Raw genomic sequence first — 22,627 nt, 5'->3', positions numbered from 1 at the left:
ATGACACCAGGGAAAAAAAAGACAATATTTAAGAGTTTAATAGCAGTAGTCTTGTTTTGTGGAATAATACTAATAGCCAATTTTAGTAAAGTTTCTGCTTTAATGATGGAAACGAATGAAAATATTTTAATTAAACATGGTTCAAGGGAAAAGAAACTAATAGCAATTACCTTTGATGATGGACCTCATCCTAAAGAAACTGATCAAGTTTTAGATGTGTTAAAGAATTATAATGTAAAGGCTACATTTTTTATAGCTGGAAAACATGCACAGTGGTATAAAGAACCACTGGTAAGAGCAAGTAAAGAAGGGCATGAAATAGGAAATCATACTTTTAATCATCCTGATATAAGCAATTTAACTTCTAGTCAAATTGAAGAGGAGATTGTTAAGTGTGAAGAAATTTTAAAGAAAGTTACTGGAAAGAAACCTACATTATTTAGACCACCATTTGGGAGTTACAGAGAAAAGGATTTAGTAGAAATTGCAAAAAAGCATAATTACAAAGTAGTTTTATGGACAGGTGTAGATGTGAGGGATTGGAAAAATCCTGGAGCTAATAGTATCGCAGATAAAATAATTAATAAAGTACAAAATGGAGATATAATACTTTTACATGACTATGCAACTGATGATACAGTCAAAGCTTTGGATATATTTATTCCAAAGATGATAGAAAAAGGTTTTAAGTTTGTTACAGTTTCTGAATTAATTAAATAATTTTTTTGGGGGGAGATTTATAGTATGATTCTCATGATAGACAATTATGATTCTTTTGTGTATAACTTAGTACAATACATAGAAGAATTGGGGGAAACAGTTATAGTAAAAAGAAATAATGAAATAACATTAAGAGATATTGAAGAACTAAATCCAGAGATAATTGTGTTATCTCCAGGTCCATGTTCTCCAAAAGAAGCTGGGGTTTGTATAGATATTGTTGAATATTTCAAAGATAAGAAGCCTATACTAGGAATTTGTTTAGGTCACCAAACTATTGGACATGTTTTTGGTGGTAACATAATAAAAGCACAACAACCTGTTCATGGAAAAGTATACAGTATAAACCATAGTAATAAGGGAGTTTTTAGTAGTCTTAAAAATCCTTTAAATGTTACTAGGTATCATTCGCTTATAATTGATTCTGATACAGTTCCAGATGAACTTGAAGTTACAGCAACAACAAGTAAAGGTGAAATAATGGGAATTAGACATAAGAAGTATTTAATAGAAGGAGTACAATTTCATCCAGAAGCTATTTTATCAGAGTATGGTCATGAAATGCTGAAAAACTTTATAAAAGAAGCTAGGGAAAGGATACATAAATAAAATGATAAGAGAAATAAAAACTAAATTAAATTCTTTTGAGATATTTACTATTTTTAGAAATGAAAATGATAGTTTTATATTAGATAGTGCTATGGACAAAGAAAAGTTAGGAAGATATTCTTTTATAAGTAGCCAGCCATTTAAAGTGTTAAGATATAAAAATACTGATGAAAATCCATTAGAAAATTTGAAAAAAGAATTAGATAAATATAAAGTTGTAAATAAAACTGACTTACCGTTTATAGGTGGAGCTGTAGGATATTTGTCTTATGATTTGGGAAATTATATAGAAAAATTACCTAGAACTGCTATAGATGATATTGAGATGCCTGATATGTATTTTGGATTTTATAACCATGTTATAGTAATAGACCATTTGAAGGGAAAAACTTACATAGCCACTCCAGATATAGATATAAAAGTAGAAGAAAAAATAATAGCTGATATAGAAGAAAAAATATTAACAGGAGAGAAAAAAGGAATAGATAGTATATGCTATCAGGAAAAAGATGTAAAACCTATTCAACTTAAATCTAACTTTACAAAGGAAGAATTTAAAAATGCAGTTGGAAATGTTAGAGAGTACATAAGACAAGGTGACATATATCAAGCTAATTTGACACAAAGGTTTAGTGGGGAAACAGAATTGACAAGTTTTGAGTTATATAGAGATTTAAGAAGATTTAGTCCAGCACCATTTGGAGCATTTTTAAATTTTGAAGAAGCACATATCTTATCAAATTCTCCAGAGAGATTTATAAGATGTATTGATAAAAAAATAGAGGCAAGACCAATAAAAGGCACTCGACCAAGAGGTAAAAATAAGGAAGAAGATTTAAAGCTTCAAGAGGAACTTAAAAATAGCGAAAAAGATAGAGCAGAGTTACTTATGATAGTGGATTTAGAAAGAAATGATATTGGTAGAATATCCAAAACTGGAAGTGTCAAAGTTCCAGAGTTGTTTGTAATTGAACCTTATGCAAATGTAAATCATCTGGTTTCAACAGTTGTAGGTGAACTAAAAGATGATAAGGATGCTACTGATATAATAAAAGCAACTTTTCCAGGTGGTTCTATAACAGGAGCACCTAAAATTAGAGCAATGGAAATCATAGACGAACTGGAACCAACACAGAGAAATGTATATACTGGTTCAATTGGATATATAGGTTTTAATGGTGATATGGATTTTAATATAGCAATTAGAACTATAATAAAAAAAGACAAAAAAGTATACTTCCAAGTTGGAGGAGGCATGACTTGGGATTCTGACCCAGATGAAGAATACCAAGAAACACTAGATAAAGCAAAATCTATAATGAAAGCCTTGAGGGGATATTATGAAGAATAATTTAAGCTTTAATAGTAGCTTGAGTAAATTTGGAATTGGGTTATTTGAGACTATTAAAGTTAAAGATGGTATAGCTATAGATTTAAATACACATATAGATAGGATGCTCAATTCGATAACATGTTTGGATTTGAATATAAATTATGAAAAGCGATTTCTAATAGATGAAATTATTAAATACATAAAAAAAGAAAATATTATTAATAAAGCACTTAGGATTACCGTTTTTGATGAAGGTTACAATATATCTATTAGAGAAATTCCATATAATAAAGAAGCATATAATAAAGGTTTTAAATTGACTATATCTCCTATAGTTAGGGGAGATAGCCTAATTTATAGACATAAGACTACTAATTATTTTGAAAATATATATACTAAAAATATTGCAAATAAGAATGGATACAATGATGGTATATTTATAAATTCAGATGGTGTGATTTTAGAATGTTCTATGAGTAATATATTCTTTATAAGAGGAAGTAAAGTATATACACCCAGTAGTAAATTACCAATTTTAAATGGAACAATAAAAAAAAGGATTATAAAGATTTGTGACGAATTACATATAGAGTTGATGGAAAATGAAATTAACATATCAGAAATTAGTAGTTTTGATTTTGTTTTTGTCACAAATAGTCTTATGGGAGCAATGAAAGTTACAGAAATTGACAAGACAGAATTTGGCAAAGAAAATATTATTTTTAATAAAATAATAGAGTGTTTGTAATAAATTAAAATATTAACAATTTATTGGAGATAAGAGATGGCAAGTCATACTTATAAAGTATATAGTGAAAATATTAAAAAAATAATAGACAATCCAAATACATTAGCAGTATTTCTAGTGGGTTCTAGTAAAGATGTAGATTTTAGTTTTTATAATGTAGAAGTTAATGATATTGATGTATTCGTTTTTGTAAAAGAAGGGGAAAAACAAGAGCGAGTACTGTTTGAACAAAAGGGAATAGAATTTGATATAAATTATTTTTCAAAAGATGGTGTAAAAAAATTATTGTCAGATAGAGAGTACTTCTTTGTGAAAGAGATGAAGGATGCTAAAGTACTATTTGATATGGAGAATATATCCAATACTATAAAAGATATGAGCAGAGATATTTACTTAAAAGGTCCTAGCAAATTGTCTTTAGAAGAAAAGTCTTTTTTAAAACAAGATATTGAAACAAAAATATCAAAGTTGAAAAATAAAGAAAAATTTGATGTTTTTGAATATCATTTTTTGACGAATTTATATTTAAAAGATATAATAATTGGGTACTTTAATATAAATGATAAATGGGTACCAAAAGATAAAAAATTGCTAAAAGTTTTGAAAAAAGAAAATAAGGAACTTTTTAACCTAGTATCAAAGGTAAGTGAAAGTTATGACTATCAAAAACTTTTAGATGTTTATAATTATATTTTTAAAGAAATTGAGACAAAAAAGATTATAAAATTAATCTTCTAGTCACGAGTCAATGGGGGGAGTTTAAATGAATAAAGTAGATAAAGAAAAAATACAACATGCAGTAAGAGAAATATTAGAAGCAATTGGTGAAGACCCAGATAGAGAAGGTCTAATAGAGACTCCAAATAGAGTTGCTAGAATGTATGAAGAGATATTCTCTGGTCTTAGTGAAGAACCAAGAGACCACTTAAAAGTTCTTTTTGCAGATGAAAAGCATGAAGAACTAGTACTAGTAAAAGATATTCCATTTTATTCATGCTGTGAGCATCATTTGGTTCCTTTTTTTGGAAAGGCACATATCGCTTATTTACCAAAAGGTGGAAGACTTACAGGGCTTTCTAAGCTTGCTAGAGTAATAGACACATTAGCAAAAAGACCTCAATTACAAGAAAGAATTACTAAAAATGCAGCAGACATAATAATGGAAGAGCTACAGCCATATGGTGTTTTAGTAGTAGTGGAAGCTGAACATATGTGTATGACAATGAGAGGTGTAAAAAAGCCTGGTTCAAAAACTGTTACATCAGCAGTTAGAGGTATATTTGAAAAAGATATTGCATCAAGAGCTGAGGCTATGAGTTTAATTACTATGAAGTAGTAAATTATTGTAGATAAAAATCGTTTGATAAGATATAAATTTTAATTTAAGGGAGTGTCATTAACTGTGTTTGATTATGGTAAAAGAACTTATATAATGGGTATATTAAATGTAACTCCAGATAGTTTTTCTGATGGAGGAGACTTTAGTAATTTAGACATAGCAATAAAACATGCAAAAGAAATGGTTGAACAAGGTGCTGATATAATTGACTTAGGTGGTGAATCTACACGTCCAGGTCATAGCTATGTGGATTCAGAGGAAGAACTAAGAAGAGTAATCCCTGTGATAAAAAAACTTAAAAAAGAATTAGATATACCAATATCAATAGATACTTACAAGGCAGATGTTGCAGAAGAAGCTCTAAAATTAGGTGTCACTATGGTAAATGATGTTTGGGGGCTTAGAAGAGATAAGAATATGGCTTCTGTGGTAGGAAAATATGATGCAGAAGTATGTATAATGCATAATCAAGATGGGACAAACTATGACAAAGATATAATGGAGTCAATAAAGGACTTCTTTAAAGAGAGCATAAAAATGGCAATAGACTGTGGTGTAAAAAAAGAAAAAATAGTTCTTGATCCAGGGATAGGGTTTGGGAAGACATTTGAGCAAAATATAGAAGTATTAAGAAGATTAAATGAATTGAAAGAATTAGACTATCCTATTTTACTTGGAACATCTCGAAAATCAGTAATAGGAAAAGTACTTCCAGTTGAACCTAAAAAGAGATTGGAAGGAACAATAGCTACTACTGTACTTGGAATAAGAGATGGTGTAGATATAGTTAGAGTGCATGATGTTTATGAAAATTTAATGGCAGCTAAAATGACTGATGCAATATATAGAAAGTAGGTGTAGTATAATGGATAAAATATTACTTAGTAATCTAGGATTCTATGGATATCATGGTGTGCTTAAAGAAGAAAATTTTCTAGGTCAGAAATTTTTTGTCGACATGGAACTTTATGTTGATTCAAGAGAAGCAGGACTTAGTGATGATATAAATAAATCTGTAAACTATGCTGAAGTTTATAGTGTTGTTAAGGATATTACAGAAAATAAACAATTTAATCTTTTGGAGGCTTTGGCAGAGAATATTGCTGAAGAAGTCTTAAATAAATTTAACCTTGTAAATGGAGTTATGGTTAGAGTTAGAAAGCCAGAAGCTCCTGTAAATGGAATTTATGACTACTTTGGTGTTGAGATAAGGAGAACAAGAGATGAATAAGGCTTATTTGGGAATAGGGACGAATATGGGCAATAGATTTGATAATCTATCAAAAGCATGTGAACTTTTGAGAGATAGTGATTCTATATATGAAGTAAAAGAATCAAAATTATATGAAACAAAGCCATGGGGATATACAGAACAAGCAGATTTTCTAAATATGTGTGTAGAGATAGAAACAGAGTTTGAACCTTATGAGTTGTTAGAATATTGTCAAAAAATAGAAGAAGAATTGCATAGAGAGAGAATAGTACATTGGGGTCCAAGAACTATTGATGTAGATATACTATTTTTTAATGATGTAGTTTCAACTGATGAAAGATTACTAATACCACATCCAAGGATTCAAGATAGAGCTTTTGTTTTGATACCACTTATGGATTTGAATGAGGAACTTTTAATAAATAAAAAATCAATAAAAGAATATTTAAATCTCCTATCTGCTAAAGAAATAGAAGAAGTAAAGGAGCTTGTAGGTTATGAGAAAAAACCTATTTAATGATAATTCAAAGATAGTGATAAATACAAATGATAAAGAAATAACTGTAAAAGAAGATAAACTTGTAATAGCTGGGCCATGTGCAATAGAAAGTTATGAGCAACTTTTAAAGACTGCTAAATTTGTAAAAAGTCATGGTGCAAATATTTTAAGAGGAGGAGCATATAAGCCAAGAACATCACCAAACTCATTTCAGGGATTAAAAAAAGAAGGTCTTGAAATATTAAAAGCAGTTAAAGAAGAGGTTGGGATAGCTGTTATTACAGAACTTATGGATATAAGAGATATGGATGAATTATATAGTATCAGTGATATAATTCAAATTGGCTCAAGAAATATGCAAAACTTTACTCTTTTAAGTGAAATCGGAAAACAAAATAAGCCTGTTATGTTAAAAAGAGGAATCGCATCAACAATTACTGAATGGATAGGTGCAGCAGAATATATAGCAATAGAAGGAAATAGTAACATTATAATGTGTGAGAGAGGTATAAGAACATACAATGATTATACTAGAAATACATTAGACTTAGCGGCTGTACCGATTATTCAAAAAGAAACGGGACTTCCTGTTGTAGTAGACCCAAGTCATGCTACTGGAGTTAGATATTTAGTAAAACCTATGTCAATGGCATCACTTGCATGTGGAGCAGATGGAATAATGGTAGAAGTTCATCCAGACCCAGAAAATGCTCTATCAGATGGGATTCAATCTCTCTGCTTTGATGAATTTGAAGATTTGATGAAATCAATTAGTGTTTATTAAAAAGAGGCAAGAGCCTCTTTTTTATTCGTGATAGTTTTGATGTAAATTTATAAGATAATAGATATATAATTTAATAGTTAGATTATTTGACATAAATAAAAATCTAATATTGATGTAATTAACATAAAAAATAAAAATTTTTTGATTAATAAGAAGGATATCAATAAAAAAAGTCGAATTCTGTATATTGAGTGATTGACAAATTTAGAATATAGTGTAGAATAGAAATGTTAACACAAAAAATTACACCAGAAGGTGATAATATGAATGATATAAAAGACGTTATCGAAGAAATAAAAGCTAGATGTGATATAGCAAGTATAATATCTGAATATATGAATATAAAACAATCTGGAGCTAATTATAAAGGATTATGTCCATTTCATGGAGAAAAAACTCCATCTTTTTATATAAATACATCAAAACAAATTTATAAGTGTTTTGGTTGTGGTGAAGGTGGAGATGTGATAAATTTTGTCATGCAAATGGAAAATTTAGATTTTATGGATGCTGTAAAAATTTTAGCAAATAAATGTGGTATAGAAATTAATACCAACATGAATGAAGAAACTAGAATGAAAATAGAGAAATCTAAAAAGTTTCAAGATATTCATACAGAAGCTGCTAGATTTTATCTTTCAAACTTATTGGGAAGTAAAAATCTTGGGTATGAATATTTAAGGATTAGAGGATTAGATGATAAAATAATTAAAAAATTTGGTCTAGGATTTTCTTTGGATTCATGGAATTCTCTTATGAATGCTCTTATTAATAAAGGGTATACAAAACAAGATTTATTGGAGTGCGGTCTAATTGCAAGAAATAGAGATGGAACTAATTGCTATGATAAATTTAGAAATAGAGTTATGTTTCCTATATTTGATTATAGAGGAAATATAATTGGATTTGGAGGAAGAGTACTAGATGATTCTTTACCAAAATACTTAAATTCTCCAGACACATTAATTTTTAATAAAAAACAAAACTTATATGGACTAAATTTTGCTAGAAAAAATTTAGATAATAAAACTATAGTCTTAGTTGAAGGATATATGGATTTAATTTCACTTTATCAGTATGGTATAAGAAATGTAGTAGCAACCCTTGGAACAGCCTTGACTGAACAACAAGGTATTTTAATAAAAAGATATGCGGATACTGCTATTATATCTTATGACTCTGATGAAGCTGGAATAAAAGCGACTTTAAGAGCTATAGATATACTTATTAAATTAGGTATTACTGTAAAAGTTTTGGATTTGAAAGACTCTAAAGACCCAGATGAATTTGTAAGAAAGTACGGACTTAGTGATTATAAAAAGGCAATGGATGTTTCTACTCACTACATAAAATATAAAATAGATCATCTTAAAAAAGAATTCAATATTCAAAAAGATGAAGAACGAGTGAAGTTTGCAAAAGAAGCTTCTAAGATTATAAAACAATTGACAAGTCCTGTAGAAATTGATTTTTATACAAAATATTTAAGTAATCAAATAGATATTAATGTCGAGTCTATAAAAAGGGAAGTGTATGGTAAAAACTACAATAAGCCATATAATAAAAACCAGAAAAAGATAGAAGAAAAAGTAATTGAAAAAGTCGAAGTTAGACAAGATGGAAAACAATTAGTTGAAGAAACTCTAATAAAAATAATGTTAGAAGACAAAAAAATTAGAGAAATAGCTCTACTTAAAGTAGAAGAAAGTGATTTTTTATTGAATGAAAGTAAAGAAATTTTAAATTACATGATTAAAAATCAAGAATTGGACAAAATAACTATTGACAAATTGAAAAGTTTAAACATATCCGAAGAATACTTAAAAGAATTAAATTCAATTTCTTTGAATAGTATAAACTTAGAGAACACAAAAGAAATAGAAGGAATAATAACAAATATCAGAAAGAACTCATTAGAAGAACAAATTAATAACTTGTTGAAAGAACAACAGGAATTAGAAAATAATAATGATATGAAAGAGGTAGATGGTAAAGTTATGGAAATTGCTTTAAAAATAGTTGAGATAAATAAAATTTTAAAAAGCTTGTAGAGAAAGGAGGTTTGAGTGTGGAAAATAAGTCGAATAAAAAAGAGTTAAAAAAAGTTACCGCTAAGACACTAATAGAAAAAGGAAAAAAGCAAGGTTCATTGACGCTTGCAGAAATAATGGAAGCTTTTTCTGAAACTGAACTTGATAAGGATCAGGTAGAAAATCTTTATGAAACTTTAGGTAATTTGGGAATAGAAATAACAGAAACAAAGAACTATAAAGCTGATATAGACTTTTCGGCTACTGATGACGATTTAAATATGAGCCACATAGATGAAGATGCAGAAGTAATTTCACATGAGGACTCTTCTGCAATAGAAATAGAAACTGTGGATTTATCTTTACCAAAAGGGATAAGTATAGACGACCCTGTTAGAATGTACTTAAAAGAAATAGGAAAAATTCCTCTACTTAAGCCACATGAAGAGGTAGAATTTGCTAGAAGAATGCATGAAGGTGATGAGATAGCAAAGCAAAGATTAGTTGAAGCGAACTTAAGACTAGTTGTAAGTATAGCAAAAAGATATGTAGGTAGAGGTATGCTTTTCTTAGACTTAATACAAGAAGGAAATTTAGGTCTTATAAAAGCTGTTGAAAAATTTGACTATACAAAGGGCTATAAGTTTAGTACTTATGCAACATGGTGGATAAGACAAGCTATAACACGTGCTATAGCAGACCAAGCGAGAACTATAAGAATACCAGTGCATATGGTAGAGACTATAAATAAATTAATAAGAGTATCAAGACAACTACTTCAAGAACTTGGAAGAGACCCAAAACCAGAAGAAATTGCAAAAGAAATGGAAATGACAGAAGATAAAGTAAGAGAGATAATGAAAATAGCTCAAGACCCAGTGTCTTTAGAAACTCCAATAGGCGAAGAAGAGGACAGTCATTTAGGAGATTTTATTCCAGATGATGATGCTCCAGCTCCAGCTGAGGCAGCAGCATATTCTTTACTTAAAGAACAAATAGAAGATGTACTTGGCTCATTAAATGATAGAGAGCAAAAGGTATTAAAGCTTAGATTTGGTCTTGAGGATGGAAGAGCTAGAACTCTTGAAGAAGTTGGAAAAGAGTTTGATGTAACTAGAGAAAGAATAAGACAAATAGAAGCAAAAGCACTAAGAAAATTAAGACATCCAAGTAGATCAAAAAAACTTAGAGATTATTTAGATTAAAAAGATACATCATTAATGTTTTTGCAATAAAGGCCATGGGATAAGTGATATCTCATGGCTATTTTGTGGTAGAGATTTTATATTATTTTTTATCTTGGTTTTAGTTTAAAATCAAGAACAAATAAAAAGATTGAAAGGAGATATATCTTTGAAACTAACAGATAGATTATTAAAAATAGCATCATTGGTGTCAGATGGTAAAAAGATAGCTGATATAGGAACGGACCATGGATACATACCAGTTTATTTGCTAAAGGAGGAAAGAGTTCCATTTGCAGTGTTGGCAGATGTTAATAAAGGACCTCTTGACAATGCACGAAAAGAGGTCATACAGAACAATCTTTTAGAGAAAGTCGATTTACGATTGGGTTCTGGTATAGAGGTACTAGAAATAGGTGAAGTTGAAGAAGTAATAATTGCTGGTATGGGAGGTATATTGATAAGTGAGCTTCTAGAAGCTAAAAAAGAAGTAGCACATAGTATAGAAAAATTGATATTACAGCCTATGCAGGCTCAAGAAGAGCTTAGACGCTATCTTCTGAATAACGGATATGAAATTTTAACAGAGGTTTTAGTGAGAGAAGATTTTAGGATATATGAAATAATAGTTGCCAAATATACAGGTAAAAATACTATAATAGAAGATGAGATACAGTTTGAAGTTGGAATAAAACTTTTAGAAAATAAAGATTCTCTTTTTTATGACTTTGTAGAAAAAAAAATAAAAACATATAGTGCTATAGTTAATCAACTAGAAGGTAAACATGGAGAAGAAATAGATAGGAAGAGAGAAGAAAGTAAAATAGCAATAAGAAAACTTGAAAATTTAATAAAATAAATAGGAGGTAAATATGTTACTGAAGAGTCTTACTAGAAAAATTGAAAAAAAGTATCCTCTAAGCTTAGCTGAAGATTGGGATAATGTAGGTCTTATAGTTGGAGATTTTGATATGGATGTAAAGAAGATTCTGGTATCCTTAGAAGCCAATGAAAATGTAATCAATGAAGCTATATCTCAAAATGTTGATTTAATTGTTACACATCATCCTTTTATATTTGGAAAAATTAATAAGATTAATAGCGCGGACTTAAAAGGTAGACTTATACAAAAACTCATTAAAAATGATATAGCCCTTTATTCTATGCATACCAATTTTGACATAGCATTTGATGGTCTAAATGATTATTTCATGGAAATTATGGAATTTAATAACTCAAAAGTTTTAGATGTCACTGAAAATGAGACTTTATACAAACTTGCAGTATATGTTCCATGTAATTATTCAGAAGTGTTGAGAAAGGCACTAAGTAATTCAGGAGCAGGCCATATAGGAAATTATAGTAACTGTACATTTTCGATAGAAGGAGAAGGTCAATTTAAGCCATTAGAAGGCTCAAATCCGTTTCTTGGAAGTATAAATGATATAGAAAGTGTAAATGAGGTTAAAATTGAAACTGTAGTACCACAGAAGCGTTTAGGTGGAGTGATAAGTTCTATGATAGATGCACATCCTTATGAAGAAGTTGCTTATGATTTGTACAAGCTAGAAAACAAAGGAAAAACATTTGGATTAGGTAGAATAAGTAAACTTGATGAAAGTACAACATTAGAAAATCTTTCTAATAAAATAAAAGAAAAATTAAATATGAAGCATATAAGGGTAGTTGGAAGTCTTAATACCGAGATAACAAAAATTGCTGTTGTAACAGGAGCTGGTTCTGAGTTTGTGAAAAAGGCTAAGAGACAAGGCGCAGATGTTCTAATAACTGGTGATGTAAAATATCATGAGGCACAAGATGCACTTGATATGGGAATATGTATGGTAGATTGTGGACATTTTGATACAGAAGATATATTTAAACATGTTATGAAGAGATTTTTGGATGAGTTTGAAGAGATTGAAACAATAAAAAGTAATGTATATTTAAATCCATTTAGTATCATTTAATGGTACTTGATAATAAAAGCACTATATAAAAAATAAATTTGATTTTGATTAGGGGGATAAAAATGAAAGTAGCAGTGATTTTTCATAGCGTTTGTGGAAGTACATATTTATTAGCAAGGGAGTATAAAAAGGTACTTGAAGAAATGAATATAGAGGTAGATATATTTAAAGTAAGTGATGAGGTTGCAAAAACACTTCCTCAGTACTATTTGATAAATTCAAAGGAACATAAAGATGAATTTGAAAGTATAAATGTAATTAAATCTGGAAAAGAATTACTAGATTATGATGCAATATTTATGGGTTCACCAACATATTATGGAAATGTATCTGGTCAAATGAAGATGTTTATGGACAGTTTTTCTGATGTATGGGTAGGAGCACCTTTAAGTGGAAAAATATTTGGTTGTTTTGCTACTGCAGGTTCACAACATGGAGGAGGAGAACTAGCTTTACAATCAATGAATATATTTGCTCAACATATGGGGATGACACTTTTATCAGTTCCATGTACAGTAAGAGGAGGTCATCCAGCATATGGAATACTTCATATAGCAGGAGATAACTCTGATATAAGACCAAGTGATGATGTTAAGTTTGGTATAAGAGATTATCTAAACAGTCTTAGTATATATAAAAAATAGATATATTTTCAGCAATGGTTTAACCTTACAATTCATTTTATACTTGGACAGATATTATAATCTAAATAAGAGCTAATTAGAGTTTCATTAGACTAAAAAGATGTGGTGCGAAGGTTGTTTTATATAATAGGAGGATAGCAAAATGCGCTTTGAGAGGCTAAGAACATATGAAGATAAATTGTATTTAGAGGCAATAAAGTTATACAATGTAAGTTTTCCTTTTCATGAACAGAGAAACCCATCTTTACAAGCAGAAATTATGGGTCATGAAGAATATCAATTTAACTTAATTTATGATGAAAACGACATGGTTGGTATCATTTTATGCTGGGAAACAGAGAATTTTATTTACGTGGAACATTTCTGTATCAATCCTGAAATGCGCAATAAAAAGTATGGAAAAAGAGCTTTGGAGCTGTTAAACCAGCGAGGCAAAACTGTTATTCTAGAAATCGACCCTCCCATTAATAAAATTTCCATCAAGCGACAAGGTTTTTATGAGAGGGTTGGATATAAGGTAAATGATTTTGAACATATTCACCCACCATACCATGAAGAATGCAATGGACATCAGTTAATTTTGATGTCTTATCCAGAAACATTGACAAAAGTTGAGTATGGTAATTTCAATCAGTATTTAAGAAGAACAGTAATGGGGTTATGATTCAGAGTAGGTATAATTTATATGTGCCTTATTGAGATATTTTACGAAACATCATTTTTGCTGTTTTTAAAAATGGCAAGCATGAAAGAGTGGTATATACCAGCCCATTCTTGCCAATCATATTTTCATGCAAGTCAAGAATAAGGAAAACACCAAAACTCGTATAAACACTACATTTTTATGAGTTGTTGGTGTTTTCTATATTTTTAACTCAGTTTTCTTTGCTTACTCATAATAACGAGTGCCAAATCTTATATCAGTTTTTAATGCCATTTTCTCTCAGATATACTTTTGATGTCATTGTTCAATTTTAATACATAGATGTTCATTGTCGATATTCTCTTATTCTTCAAACAAGCTATATGGAACTTGTAAAGTTCTGCATAGTAAATTTATAATTAAAAGCATCTGTTTTTCTTTGCTTAATTCAGCAAATGATTTATCATGTAATAATCCACTGATACCTTTTAGTACAAATGGCGCAAGCCATTTAGACTCACTTAAGTCTTTTTTATCTGCTAATCTGAGTATTTCAATAATCATTGTCCTAAAAGAGGGCAGAATTGCTTCTAAGGTTAAGCTGTGAATAGATGATAAAACTGACCAATGAATAGCTCCATCAGATAATTTCGAAAATTCATCCATTCCGCTGTCATAGCATTCTATAAGTTGTTCCAATCTCATTCGTGGGGAAATCTTATCGGATTTCTGACTCATCAGTTTAGAAGTTCGCTCTCCTTGCATTTTCATGAAGAGTCTTAAGGCTTCATCAAATAATTCTTGTTTGGAAGAAAAGTAATGGTAGAACATTCCAACTTCTCCACCAACCTCATTTAATATCATGCGAATAGAGGTGCTTTCATAACCGTTTTTTAGAAACAACTGTAAAGCGCATTTAAGTATTTCTTCTCTTTTACCACCTTCTAAAATAGGTTTTCGTGCCATTTATTTAATCCTCCCTTAAACAGAATGGTGTTTTGCTTAAAGAATATCACAATGTATAAATAACGTCAATAATAAAAAGAATAATGTTCTTATAATTATTATTTGTGGATGAGTAATATGTTCAATTTTACCTAGTGCTATGATATATGTACTCATATCCAAAAGGAAAAATAAACAATAAAATATAAATATGAATACAGAAAGTCAAAGAAAAAGAAGGCTAAAGTCTTCAATTTTTTATGTTTTAATCTCTAAAATCAACATTAGTAAATCCTGTTAGCGAAATGTCAATTTGATTTTTTCTCGTACCATTCTTATATTCAAATCCTTTATTCATCTTAGTAAAATAGTCTGGATAATTAATTAGACCATATTTAAGAAATTCTTTATCTGTTGCGGATAGAGAAATAGTGCTATTTTTGTATTGATTTTTTGAAGTAAATTCTATACTTGAATCTTTTGAAGTAACATTTATTGCATCAATACAATTTTCGGGTAAATCATAACTAAAGCTACCATCAAGCACATTTACATCCATATTGCATTTTATATTTGGAATATGGAGTTGAACATAGCTAGAATTGCCCATTTTAGCTGTTTTTCCTGATATAGATACAACCCATTTTCCGTTTTGTTCTATCATTTTAATATTGTAGTATTGGTTGTTGTAATTTGCTATTATTTTGTTGGATGAGGTTGGTAGTATTTCTACTCCTCCATTGCAGATGTCTAAAGAAACATTAAGGTTTTGTGCATTGTGAGGTAAGCTATCACTGCTTTTTTGTGAGTCTGCACCTACCTTGGAATTAGCAGAGGTATTGAAATTTCCTCTATTGCTGATATCACTATCACCATGTACTTGTGATGATGTATGGATTTCTAAAGCTGTTGCTCCTGTTGATAATATAGTTATTATTAAAAATGTAATGAGGAGTAAAAACTTTGGTTTTTTCTTGAATTTCATAATTATTTTCAACCTCTCTTTCAATAATTACTTACTTTTTTTGATAGTTTTAATGGCAAAAAAAGTAAGTAATTTATGTTGATATTTGACATATATGACTGTATTATTTTCAAGTTTTTATATGGGTATGGAAAAATTTATGTCAGCTTGGATACAAGTAACTTTGTGTTGTATCTACATAGGTATTGAGGAAGTTTCTTAAAGTGTTTTGAGCATTTTCAATTAATAAAAATAATGATAAATAAATATATTTAAAGTGACCATACATATAGCCACTTTATTATATCGTATTAGATTATTATAAACGAGAAGCTTTACCAGAAATATGGTATATTTCTATTTTAACTACAGTTGTCAAATTTATATCTTTTTCTATGTACTTCATACCTTCTTCAATAAAGCCCTTAGAATATTTTTTTATTATTTCTACAAGAGCATTTTTCTTTTCCTCATTGTCTACTGTTGAAGCTTTTCCAAATACTACAGCGCTAGCATATGTAGTACTAAATTTATCTGGAAGAACACTTTCATTAGCTACTACTAAGAAAGAAACCTTGTTATTTGCTGAGATATTATCTAATTTATGTCCACTTCTTGCACAATGAAAATATACAGAATCATTAAAGTATACATAATTTACAGCAACTCCATAAGGATAGCCATTTTCACTTATAGTAGAAAAAGTACCAAATTCACCATTTTTTAATACTTCTATAGTATCTTCTTTTGTCATTTCTCTCTTTTTTAATCTCATTTCTCTAAACATAATATCATCCTTCCTAATTCAATATTTAAATAAAAGTTTAAAGCATTTATAAAAATTATTCTACACTTTTTGTAAATTTTAAATAAAATAAAAAATACAGTTGACAATTATAAAAATTTAGAATATTATAATAGCAACAGCAAATTAAAAATCCTATGACAAGGAAGAGTAATTATGTTTAGCTTCAACATAGAGAGCTGAGGATGGTGGAATCTTAGCAAGAAGGAATATAGTGAATGGACCTTAGAGGAATAAATTGAAATCATATTTTTATGAGAGTAGACTTTATCGTCAGTCGCACGTTACAGCGAATAGGGTATGTAAGTACTTGATAATGAGATATATAAGAATTAAGTTTTAAGCTTATTTTTTATATAATTTAGGTGGCAACGCGGATAATCTCCGTCCTATTGATTTAGGACGGAGTTTTTTATTTTGCAAAAACTATTAATAAAGAAATTATATAATTTAAAATAAAAGGTGGTGAGAGAGATGTTATGAACTTCTAAAGCTAAAGAGAATGATATGGAAAATTGGAACGAAAATGAAATAAATATTAAACAAATTAGGGGGAAATATTACAATGAAAACAAATACAAAAAAATTAACTTTAAATGCAATACTTTTAGCTATGGGATTATTGATACATCAACTTACACCTGCTATAGGACTTCCAATGCAACCAGATATATCACTAGCAATGATGTTTATAATAATGATACTAAATAAGGATGATTATAAGATTTGTTTGGTAGCAGGAATTGTAACAGGAATATTTGCAGCATTAACAACTAAATTCCCAGGTGGTCAGATTCCAAATATACTTGATAAAACTATTACAATAAATATAATGTTCATGATAATGTATATAATTTATAAATTACCATTTATGAAAAAATTGAACAGTAAAAAACAAGATTTAATAGCTGCAACAATAATATTCCCAGTAGGGACAGTTATAAGTGGAACTCTATTTTTACTAGTTGCTCAAGCTATAGTAGGTCTTCCTGGAGGTTCATTCACAGCGTTATTTATGGTAGCAGTGGTACCAGCAATATTGATAAACTTAATAGCTGGTATGTTATTATTTAAAGTAGTAAGTATCTCTATAAGAAGAATAAGTTATCAAGGATAAGATTATATTTTATAAGCATATGACAAAAATAAATAATAAATTAATAAAGAGGTATTAAGTTAAATGTAATCTTAATACCTCTTTTTAAATTAAATTATAACAATATCAAAGACCTATTTTATATGTGATAAGGAGAGAGTAGTGAGTGTATTCTTAGAGTCTCAACTAGACAACAAAATTTATCTAATAAGCAAACAATTAATGCTTCTTTGTATCTAGGAGGTCTAACAGTAAGTGGCCACATATGCTTTAAAATAATGTCTGTTTCTTTTTCATTTATTTGAAAGAATAAATTTGCGTTTTTTAGTGCTTCTTTAGGATGAGTAAAACCATGTAATCCCTTTCTATCACCTTTATAATGCCAGTCATAAAGAAAAAAATCATGCAGTAGAGCCCCTCTAATAACGCTTTGAATTTCAACATTTAAATGCAATTTTTTACATAATAGATAACTATAATATGCTACTGATAAACTATGTTCAAGACATGAAACATTGCCATGATGAGGAAATGTTCTCATAAGTTGTACTTTTTCAGATGAAAGTATCTCAGAAGCACAATCATTAAAGTATTTAATTTCAGTTTTTGACAACATTATGCAAATCTCCATTCCTAGTAATATATAAATACTATATTTCAATGATAATATGAAATATTTCTTATCTTACAAAATATAATACCCAATAATACAAGTAAGATACCTTTTATGGTATTTAAAGTAAAAGAGATTTTATAACACTAAAAAGTGAAAAAATTAAAAATATAGCTATAAGAATATATAATATCTTTCCAATCGGATTTCCCAAATTTATAGTCCATCCTATGCCAAATCTTTTATCAACCATAAATGATGGGTCGTTTGGATTATTATATATAATACCTCCTATCCAGTACTTTTCATCATTGTCTGGAGTATAAGAAGAATTGGATTTTAAATTTGGAGAATTAATATATGTTACCATTAAATAAATTATAACTAAAAGCATTATTATATTTATAACAGTTAATAAATTTGAATTTGTTTTTAATGATAAAAAAACGATAAAGAATTGTACTATCATCATAATCATCAATATAAAAAACAAATAACCAATTTTATTTAGATATTTAATGTTTTTAGTTTTACTTTCTTCAATTTTATTTGTATCTACTTTAATTCTCGCTTTTATAGCTCCAATAGAAGTTATATATAATAAAATCATTATACAAAACTCAAGACCTATTAATTTAAACACACCAAGATAGGATTTTTTCATAAATCCATCAGGTTTTCCTGTTATAGTAGAGTGCGTAGTAATTAAATCTGGTAATTGATTATAGTTAAGCAATATAAAAATACTTATTCCAAAAGTAAGTAATACTGGTATTAAATACAATATCTTAAATTTTTTTATTATTTTATTTTTTTCATTTATAAAATCCATATCTATTACCAATTTTGAGTCTGCACTTATCTGACTTAATTCAGTGAAAAACTTGGATTTAGTCATTTTAACTTCTTTATGAATATAGATATATAATATACTTTCATATAGTAAAAACCCTATAATACTAATAGAATAAGAAAATTCTATTTTATCAAACATAAAAACTAGAGCTAAAACTAAAATAAAAATCACAATGAATCCTATAGATAAAAGTTTTTTAAATTTTTTATCAAGTATTATAAAATCAGGATAGTTTCTATGTTCTTGGTTTATAGAAACACCATAAATGTGATTTTTACCAATAAGATGTGGCATAAAATAAAAAGTAGCATACATCAAAATTAAGGTTGAAAATATTGTAAATAAACATTCAATCTTATTCATAGTATTTCACCTCATACTTATCAAATAGATTTTTACTTAACGTCAAGAACTCTTCTTTATTGATACCTGATAAATAAGATTTTGCTACTAAAAGTTCTAAATCAATTCTATTTTTTTGGCGAGTTGAATTTTCTGTTTCCATTGGAAGTTGAGCTACAATTGCACCTTTTCGCCTATCAATATTTAAAAATCCTTCTTCTTTTAGTTCATTATAAGACTTATTTACAGTATGTAGATTTACACCAATATTTTCAGCCATACTTCTTACAGATGGAAGTGATTCATTTATTTTTAATTCTCCTGAAGCTATAGCTTTAGTTATCTCTTCTTTAATTTGTACATAAATAGACTTATCACTATTAAAATCTAAATTTAAAATCATAAAAAACCTCCATAATATCGTTATAAATAAAAATACTTGTTATATATATAGTATAACACAAAAAACATTATCAAGTACAAAATATAAATTTATATTCTGCAAGATGATTTATATTATTTGTAAAAATTGTAATTTAAAAATAACATAATTTTTATCAAAATAATACAGATACTATCTATAAATAGAAATCAGAAAGGAGAAAAAATATGTTAACATATTTAATTAAAAGACAAATGAATAAAAAAGATGATGGAATGAGTAAGCCAATGATGTTTGCAGGAGCCGTGATTACAGGAGTGGGTGCATATGCAACTTATAGGATGATAAAAAACATTAAATCTAAATCTCAAATGTCTCAAATGATTGATACAGAGTATTATGGAAATAATCAATACAATGACTATAAATATGATGAGTTTGGTTATGAATGTGATTGTAGTGATAAAAAACAAGATTATGAATATGAAGAATTAAAAAAAAAAGTAAGAGAATTTAATTCAAGAAGAATAAATTGTGAAAATTGTCCACATGTTTCTCAAGAAGAAATGATGCATTATGTAAATAGTGTTAAAAATGATAAAAAAGACATTGATTTACATGAAGATGACAAAAAAAATAATATTTATAAAGAAGAAGAATATAAAAAATATGAGGAAGAATAAAGTAAGCTTTAAATAGTTAAACAGATGAGAATACCAGTTTATATAAAATTAAATATCTAAAATGTGAGTTGTAGCTTAACTTGAGAAAAATCTATACTATTTTCAAAATAGTTAAGTGTCAACTTGCATTTTTATTTTTATGTTTTTTAGTAATTGTTTGTGACTATTTTGTAATTCTAAATATATTTTAGTATCTAAAACAATTGTGTATAATAAAAGTTGTATATGTAAATAGTTTAAAATTAAAATGTTAAGAAGGGAAATAGTTATGTTAAAGTTATTGATAGTTGAGGATGACAGTACTATCTCTTTTGGAATAAAGTATGCATTGGAGCAAGAGGGATTTAGTGTAGATATATCAAAGGATTTATCAAGTGGAAAAGAAATGATATCTTCTAATGAATATAGTATGGTACTATTGGATGTAATGTTACCAGATGGAACAGGATATGAATTTTGTGAGTATGTAAGAAAGTTTTCTCAGATTCCCATAATATTTTTAACTGCTTGTGATGAAGAAGTAAACATTGTACTGGGTCTTGATATAGGTGGAGATGACTATATAACAAAACCTTTTAGAATTAGAGAATTAATATCGAGAATAAAAGCTGTTTTAAGAAGAAAAGGTGACGCTACAGAAGAAAATAAGAAGATACTTAAATATAGAGATTTAAATATATATACATTAGAAGCTAGAGTATATAAAAATAACAAAGAAATATTTCTGACATCTGTTGAATATAAGCTTCTTTTAATTCTTATACAGAATAAAAATACAGTTTTGAGTAGAACTCAAATATTAGAAAAGCTTTGGGATGTAACTTATGATTTTGTTAGTGATAATACTTTAACTGTTTATATAAAAAGACTTAGAGAAAAAATAGGAGATGACTTATGTAAACCAATTTACATAGAAACTGTAAGAGGACTAGGTTATAAATGGATAGGAAGTGAAAATAATGTTTCTATATAATCCTGAAGTAAAGAACTTTTTTAGTAAATATATTATTTTAATGTTGATGGTAATTCTTATATCAATTGGATTTGGTATAATCAATATAAATACAACTAAAAATATGATTGTAAAAAATAATCAAGCTATAATAGGAACCTTAGTTAACAAGTATCCAAAACTAGAAAGTGATATCGTAGATATAATAACACAAGGAAAGTCCATGCAAAATGTAGAATTTGGTGAGAAAATATTAAGTAAGTATAACTATGACAAAACTATTAGAATAAATTCTGAGCCTCTTACTTCCAAATTACTTTCAAACACTATAAAAATAAATATAATCTTAGTTTGTATAATTTTTATGATGATATTTATGTTGATACTTAAATATTTTAGAACTATATATAATGATTTATCAGATATGACTAAGTATGTTTACTATAGTTCAGAAGGAAAAGAATTTGATATGAAAAATAGAAATCAAGAAGGGCAGATAGGTCTTTTAAAAACAGAGCTATTGAAGATGACAACAATTCTTAATGAAAAAGTTGAACTTTTAAATTCAGAAAAAATATTTTTAAATAATACAATTTCAGATATATCACATCAGTTAAAAACTCCCATGACTTCCTTAATCATACTAAGTGATTTATTATATAATGATGTACCATATGAAGTGAAAATAGATTTTTTAGACAAGATAAAAAATCAACTAAATCGTATGGATTGGTTGATTAAAAGTATGCTTAAATTATCAAAAGTAGAAGCTAAAGTTATAAAGTTTAAGAGAGAAAAAATAAAGTTTAGTGAACTTATACATAGAGCAATCCAACCAATGAAAATACCTATGGAGATTAAAAACCAAAAGTTAAGTATAGAAGGCAATGGTAATGTATCTTATGTTGGTGATATTGATTGGTCAGTTGAGGCTTTAGTAAATATAATAAAAAATTGTATAGAACATACTCCTGAGTTTGGAAATATAAGTATAATTTACAAAGAAAATCCATTATTTTCAGAGTTAATAATAAAAGATGATGGTGAAGGTATAGATAAAAAAGATATACCACATATTTTTAAACGTTTCTATAGAGGGAAAAGTAGTTCAAAAGAGGATAGTGTAGGTATAGGGCTTGCAATGGCAAAATCCATAATAGAAAGCCAAAATGGAGATATTTATGTAAATAGTGAAAAAGGTAAAGGAACTGAATTTCATATAGCATTTCATAAGATATATGATGATAATAGTGACTAATCTGTAATATTTAAT

General features: G+C 28.1%; 26 protein-coding genes and 1 other annotated feature. Of the genes, 20 read left to right on the top strand and 6 right to left on the bottom strand.

Translation table 11 applies throughout. The features are described 5' to 3' along the window. The 16 genes from JJC01_13475 to JJC01_13400 all read left to right on the top strand — a co-directional run bounded on the left by JJC01_13475 (window position 1) and on the right by JJC01_13400 (window position 13,737). Window positions 1-720: a polysaccharide deacetylase family protein gene (locus JJC01_13475; GenBank protein ID UDN57177.1), complete on the top strand. Its 720-nt coding sequence runs from the start codon at window positions 1-3 to the stop codon at window positions 718-720. A gap of 24 nt (window positions 721-744) precedes the next feature. After that, a complete protein-coding gene (locus JJC01_13470; protein UDN57176.1) occupies window positions 745-1,329 on the top strand; it encodes an aminodeoxychorismate/anthranilate synthase component II in 585 nt (194 codons plus the stop codon). A 1-nt stretch (window position 1,330) separates the two neighbouring features. After that, a complete protein-coding gene (gene pabB / locus JJC01_13465; protein ID UDN57175.1) occupies window positions 1,331-2,680 on the top strand; it encodes an aminodeoxychorismate synthase component I in 1,350 nt (449 codons plus the stop codon). Beyond that, window positions 2,670-3,410: an aminotransferase class IV gene (locus JJC01_13460; GenBank protein ID UDN57174.1), complete on the top strand. Its 741-nt coding sequence runs from the start codon at window positions 2,670-2,672 to the stop codon at window positions 3,408-3,410. Before pabB ends, JJC01_13460 begins: the two co-directional genes overlap by 11 nt. A 36-nt stretch (window positions 3,411-3,446) precedes the next feature. Then, window positions 3,447-4,148 (top strand): hypothetical protein, encoded by a 702-nt coding sequence (locus tag JJC01_13455; protein ID UDN57173.1) that lies wholly within the window; start codon window positions 3,447-3,449, stop codon window positions 4,146-4,148. Window positions 4,149-4,173: 25 nt separating this feature from the next. Next, a complete protein-coding gene (gene folE, locus JJC01_13450) occupies window positions 4,174-4,746 on the top strand; it encodes a GTP cyclohydrolase I FolE (protein UDN57172.1) in 573 nt (190 codons plus the stop codon). A gap of 66 nt (window positions 4,747-4,812) precedes the next feature. After that, complete coding sequence (gene folP, locus JJC01_13445; GenBank protein UDN57171.1) at window positions 4,813-5,604, top strand: dihydropteroate synthase; 792 nt, start codon at window positions 4,813-4,815, stop codon at window positions 5,602-5,604. Window positions 5,605-5,614: 10 nt separating this feature from the next. After that, on the top strand, window positions 5,615-5,980 hold the full coding sequence (gene folB, locus JJC01_13440; protein ID UDN57170.1) for a dihydroneopterin aldolase: 366 nt from the start codon (window positions 5,615-5,617) through the stop codon (window positions 5,978-5,980). Next, window positions 5,973-6,479, top strand: coding sequence for a 2-amino-4-hydroxy-6-hydroxymethyldihydropteridine diphosphokinase (folK, locus tag JJC01_13435; GenBank protein ID UDN57169.1), 507 nt, complete (start codon window positions 5,973-5,975; stop codon window positions 6,477-6,479). The genes folB and folK overlap by 8 nt, the downstream gene beginning before the upstream one ends. Further along, window positions 6,460-7,245, top strand: a complete 786-nt coding sequence (gene aroF, locus JJC01_13430) for a 3-deoxy-7-phosphoheptulonate synthase (protein UDN57168.1) — start codon at window positions 6,460-6,462, stop codon at window positions 7,243-7,245. Before folK ends, aroF begins: the two co-directional genes overlap by 20 nt. Before the next feature lie 263 nt (window positions 7,246-7,508). Further along, complete coding sequence (locus JJC01_13425; GenBank protein UDN57167.1) at window positions 7,509-9,296, top strand: DNA primase; 1,788 nt, start codon at window positions 7,509-7,511, stop codon at window positions 9,294-9,296. Between the two features lie 17 nt (window positions 9,297-9,313). Then, the gene (gene rpoD / locus JJC01_13420; protein UDN57166.1) at window positions 9,314-10,480 is read left to right on the top strand and encodes an RNA polymerase sigma factor RpoD; all 1,167 of its coding nucleotides are present in this window, start codon (window positions 9,314-9,316) and stop codon (window positions 10,478-10,480) included. Between the two features lie 148 nt (window positions 10,481-10,628). Beyond that, entirely contained in the window at window positions 10,629-11,318 is a 690-nt protein-coding gene (locus JJC01_13415; protein ID UDN57165.1) for an SAM-dependent methyltransferase, read from the top strand. Window positions 11,319-11,331: 13 nt separating this feature from the next. After that, entirely contained in the window at window positions 11,332-12,429 is a 1,098-nt protein-coding gene (locus JJC01_13410; GenBank protein UDN57164.1) for a Nif3-like dinuclear metal center hexameric protein, read from the top strand. Between the two features lie 62 nt (window positions 12,430-12,491). Further along, window positions 12,492-13,073 (top strand): NAD(P)H-dependent oxidoreductase, encoded by a 582-nt coding sequence (locus JJC01_13405; GenBank protein ID UDN57163.1) that lies wholly within the window; start codon window positions 12,492-12,494, stop codon window positions 13,071-13,073. Window positions 13,074-13,215: 142 nt separating this feature from the next. Beyond that, window positions 13,216-13,737, top strand: a complete 522-nt coding sequence (locus JJC01_13400; GenBank protein UDN57162.1) for a GNAT family N-acetyltransferase — start codon at window positions 13,216-13,218, stop codon at window positions 13,735-13,737. 342 nt (window positions 13,738-14,079) lie between these two features. Here JJC01_13400 and JJC01_13395 read toward each other — a convergent pair whose 3' ends face one another. From JJC01_13395 to JJC01_13385, 3 genes are all read right to left on the bottom strand, one after another. Continuing rightward, the gene (locus JJC01_13395) at window positions 14,080-14,682 is read right to left on the bottom strand and encodes a TetR/AcrR family transcriptional regulator (GenBank protein UDN57161.1); all 603 of its coding nucleotides are present in this window, start codon (window positions 14,680-14,682) and stop codon (window positions 14,080-14,082) included. Window positions 14,683-14,926: 244 nt separating this feature from the next. Further along, complete coding sequence (locus tag JJC01_13390; GenBank protein ID UDN57160.1) at window positions 14,927-15,646, bottom strand: hypothetical protein; 720 nt, start codon at window positions 15,644-15,646, stop codon at window positions 14,927-14,929. 298 nt (window positions 15,647-15,944) lie between these two features. Continuing rightward, the gene (locus JJC01_13385) at window positions 15,945-16,412 is read right to left on the bottom strand and encodes a pyridoxamine 5'-phosphate oxidase family protein (protein ID UDN57159.1); all 468 of its coding nucleotides are present in this window, start codon (window positions 16,410-16,412) and stop codon (window positions 15,945-15,947) included. A gap of 146 nt (window positions 16,413-16,558) precedes the next feature. Next, window positions 16,559-16,825: a binding site (T-box leader), on the top strand. Window positions 16,826-16,995: 170 nt separating this feature from the next. Here JJC01_13385 and JJC01_13380 point away from each other — a divergent pair. Then, window positions 16,996-17,547 (top strand): tryptophan transporter, encoded by a 552-nt coding sequence (locus tag JJC01_13380; GenBank protein ID UDN57158.1) that lies wholly within the window; start codon window positions 16,996-16,998, stop codon window positions 17,545-17,547. A gap of 118 nt (window positions 17,548-17,665) precedes the next feature. On the opposite strand, the gene JJC01_13375 is transcribed toward JJC01_13380, so the two are convergent. The 3 genes from JJC01_13375 to JJC01_13365 form a co-directional block, all read right to left on the bottom strand. Further along, window positions 17,666-18,142 (bottom strand): HD domain-containing protein, encoded by a 477-nt coding sequence (locus tag JJC01_13375; protein UDN57157.1) that lies wholly within the window; start codon window positions 18,140-18,142, stop codon window positions 17,666-17,668. A gap of 118 nt (window positions 18,143-18,260) precedes the next feature. Beyond that, window positions 18,261-19,358 (bottom strand): DUF1648 domain-containing protein, encoded by a 1,098-nt coding sequence (locus JJC01_13370; GenBank protein UDN57156.1) that lies wholly within the window; start codon window positions 19,356-19,358, stop codon window positions 18,261-18,263. After that, window positions 19,351-19,740: a GntR family transcriptional regulator gene (locus JJC01_13365; GenBank protein ID UDN57155.1), complete on the bottom strand. Its 390-nt coding sequence runs from the start codon at window positions 19,738-19,740 to the stop codon at window positions 19,351-19,353. Before JJC01_13365 ends, JJC01_13370 begins: the two co-directional genes overlap by 8 nt. 206 nt (window positions 19,741-19,946) lie before the next feature. On the opposite strand from JJC01_13365, the gene JJC01_13360 reads away from it, so the two are divergent. The 3 genes from JJC01_13360 (at window position 19,947) to JJC01_13350 (ending at window position 22,612) form a co-directional block, all read left to right on the top strand. After that, a complete protein-coding gene (locus tag JJC01_13360) occupies window positions 19,947-20,402 on the top strand; it encodes a hypothetical protein (protein UDN57154.1) in 456 nt (151 codons plus the stop codon). Between the two features lie 268 nt (window positions 20,403-20,670). Next, complete coding sequence (locus tag JJC01_13355; GenBank protein ID UDN57153.1) at window positions 20,671-21,375, top strand: response regulator transcription factor; 705 nt, start codon at window positions 20,671-20,673, stop codon at window positions 21,373-21,375. Further along, entirely contained in the window at window positions 21,362-22,612 is a 1,251-nt protein-coding gene (locus tag JJC01_13350; protein ID UDN57152.1) for a HAMP domain-containing histidine kinase, read from the top strand. Before JJC01_13355 ends, JJC01_13350 begins: the two co-directional genes overlap by 14 nt. Window positions 22,613-22,627 lie beyond the last annotated feature (15 nt).

This window comes from Clostridioides sp. ES-S-0010-02, from assembly GCA_020641055.1.
Classification (GTDB): Bacteria; Bacillota; Clostridia; order Peptostreptococcales; family Peptostreptococcaceae; genus Clostridioides.
This window is presented reverse-complemented; position numbering and strand designations above follow the sequence as displayed.

What these genes read in the sequence shown, in the direction of transcription:
- JJC01_13405 (UDN57163.1), top strand. Translation starts at nt 12,492, where the DNA reads ATGAAAGTAGCAGTGATTTTTCATAGCGTTTGTGGAAGTACATATTTA.
- JJC01_13460 (UDN57174.1), top strand. Translation starts at nt 2,670, where the DNA reads ATGAAGAATAATTTAAGCTTTAATAGTAGCTTGAGTAAATTTGGAATT.
- JJC01_13370 (UDN57156.1), bottom strand. Translation starts at nt 19,358, where the DNA reads ATGAATAAGATTGAATGTTTATTTACAATATTTTCAACCTTAATTTTG.
- JJC01_13395 (UDN57161.1), bottom strand. Translation starts at nt 14,682, where the DNA reads ATGGCACGAAAACCTATTTTAGAAGGTGGTAAAAGAGAAGAAATACTT.
- folE (UDN57172.1), top strand. Translation starts at nt 4,174, where the DNA reads ATGAATAAAGTAGATAAAGAAAAAATACAACATGCAGTAAGAGAAATA.
- JJC01_13400 (UDN57162.1), top strand. Translation starts at nt 13,216, where the DNA reads ATGCGCTTTGAGAGGCTAAGAACATATGAAGATAAATTGTATTTAGAG.
- JJC01_13475 (UDN57177.1), top strand. Translation starts at nt 1, where the DNA reads ATGACACCAGGGAAAAAAAAGACAATATTTAAGAGTTTAATAGCAGTA.
- JJC01_13365 (UDN57155.1), bottom strand. Translation starts at nt 19,740, where the DNA reads ATGATTTTAAATTTAGATTTTAATAGTGATAAGTCTATTTATGTACAA.
- JJC01_13410 (UDN57164.1), top strand. Translation starts at nt 11,332, where the DNA reads ATGTTACTGAAGAGTCTTACTAGAAAAATTGAAAAAAAGTATCCTCTA.
- JJC01_13385 (UDN57159.1), bottom strand. Translation starts at nt 16,412, where the DNA reads ATGTTTAGAGAAATGAGATTAAAAAAGAGAGAAATGACAAAAGAAGAT.
- JJC01_13355 (UDN57153.1), top strand. Translation starts at nt 20,671, where the DNA reads ATGTTAAAGTTATTGATAGTTGAGGATGACAGTACTATCTCTTTTGGA.
- JJC01_13425 (UDN57167.1), top strand. Translation starts at nt 7,509, where the DNA reads ATGAATGATATAAAAGACGTTATCGAAGAAATAAAAGCTAGATGTGAT.
- JJC01_13455 (UDN57173.1), top strand. Translation starts at nt 3,447, where the DNA reads ATGGCAAGTCATACTTATAAAGTATATAGTGAAAATATTAAAAAAATA.
- JJC01_13350 (UDN57152.1), top strand. Translation starts at nt 21,362, where the DNA reads ATGTTTCTATATAATCCTGAAGTAAAGAACTTTTTTAGTAAATATATT.
- pabB (UDN57175.1), top strand. Translation starts at nt 1,331, where the DNA reads ATGATAAGAGAAATAAAAACTAAATTAAATTCTTTTGAGATATTTACT.
- JJC01_13380 (UDN57158.1), top strand. Translation starts at nt 16,996, where the DNA reads ATGAAAACAAATACAAAAAAATTAACTTTAAATGCAATACTTTTAGCT.
- folK (UDN57169.1), top strand. Translation starts at nt 5,973, where the DNA reads ATGAATAAGGCTTATTTGGGAATAGGGACGAATATGGGCAATAGATTT.
- JJC01_13390 (UDN57160.1), bottom strand. Translation starts at nt 15,646, where the DNA reads ATGAAATTCAAGAAAAAACCAAAGTTTTTACTCCTCATTACATTTTTA.
- JJC01_13375 (UDN57157.1), bottom strand. Translation starts at nt 18,142, where the DNA reads ATGTTGTCAAAAACTGAAATTAAATACTTTAATGATTGTGCTTCTGAG.
- folB (UDN57170.1), top strand. Translation starts at nt 5,615, where the DNA reads ATGGATAAAATATTACTTAGTAATCTAGGATTCTATGGATATCATGGT.
- JJC01_13470 (UDN57176.1), top strand. Translation starts at nt 745, where the DNA reads ATGATTCTCATGATAGACAATTATGATTCTTTTGTGTATAACTTAGTA.
- aroF (UDN57168.1), top strand. Translation starts at nt 6,460, where the DNA reads ATGAGAAAAAACCTATTTAATGATAATTCAAAGATAGTGATAAATACA.
- JJC01_13360 (UDN57154.1), top strand. Translation starts at nt 19,947, where the DNA reads ATGTTAACATATTTAATTAAAAGACAAATGAATAAAAAAGATGATGGA.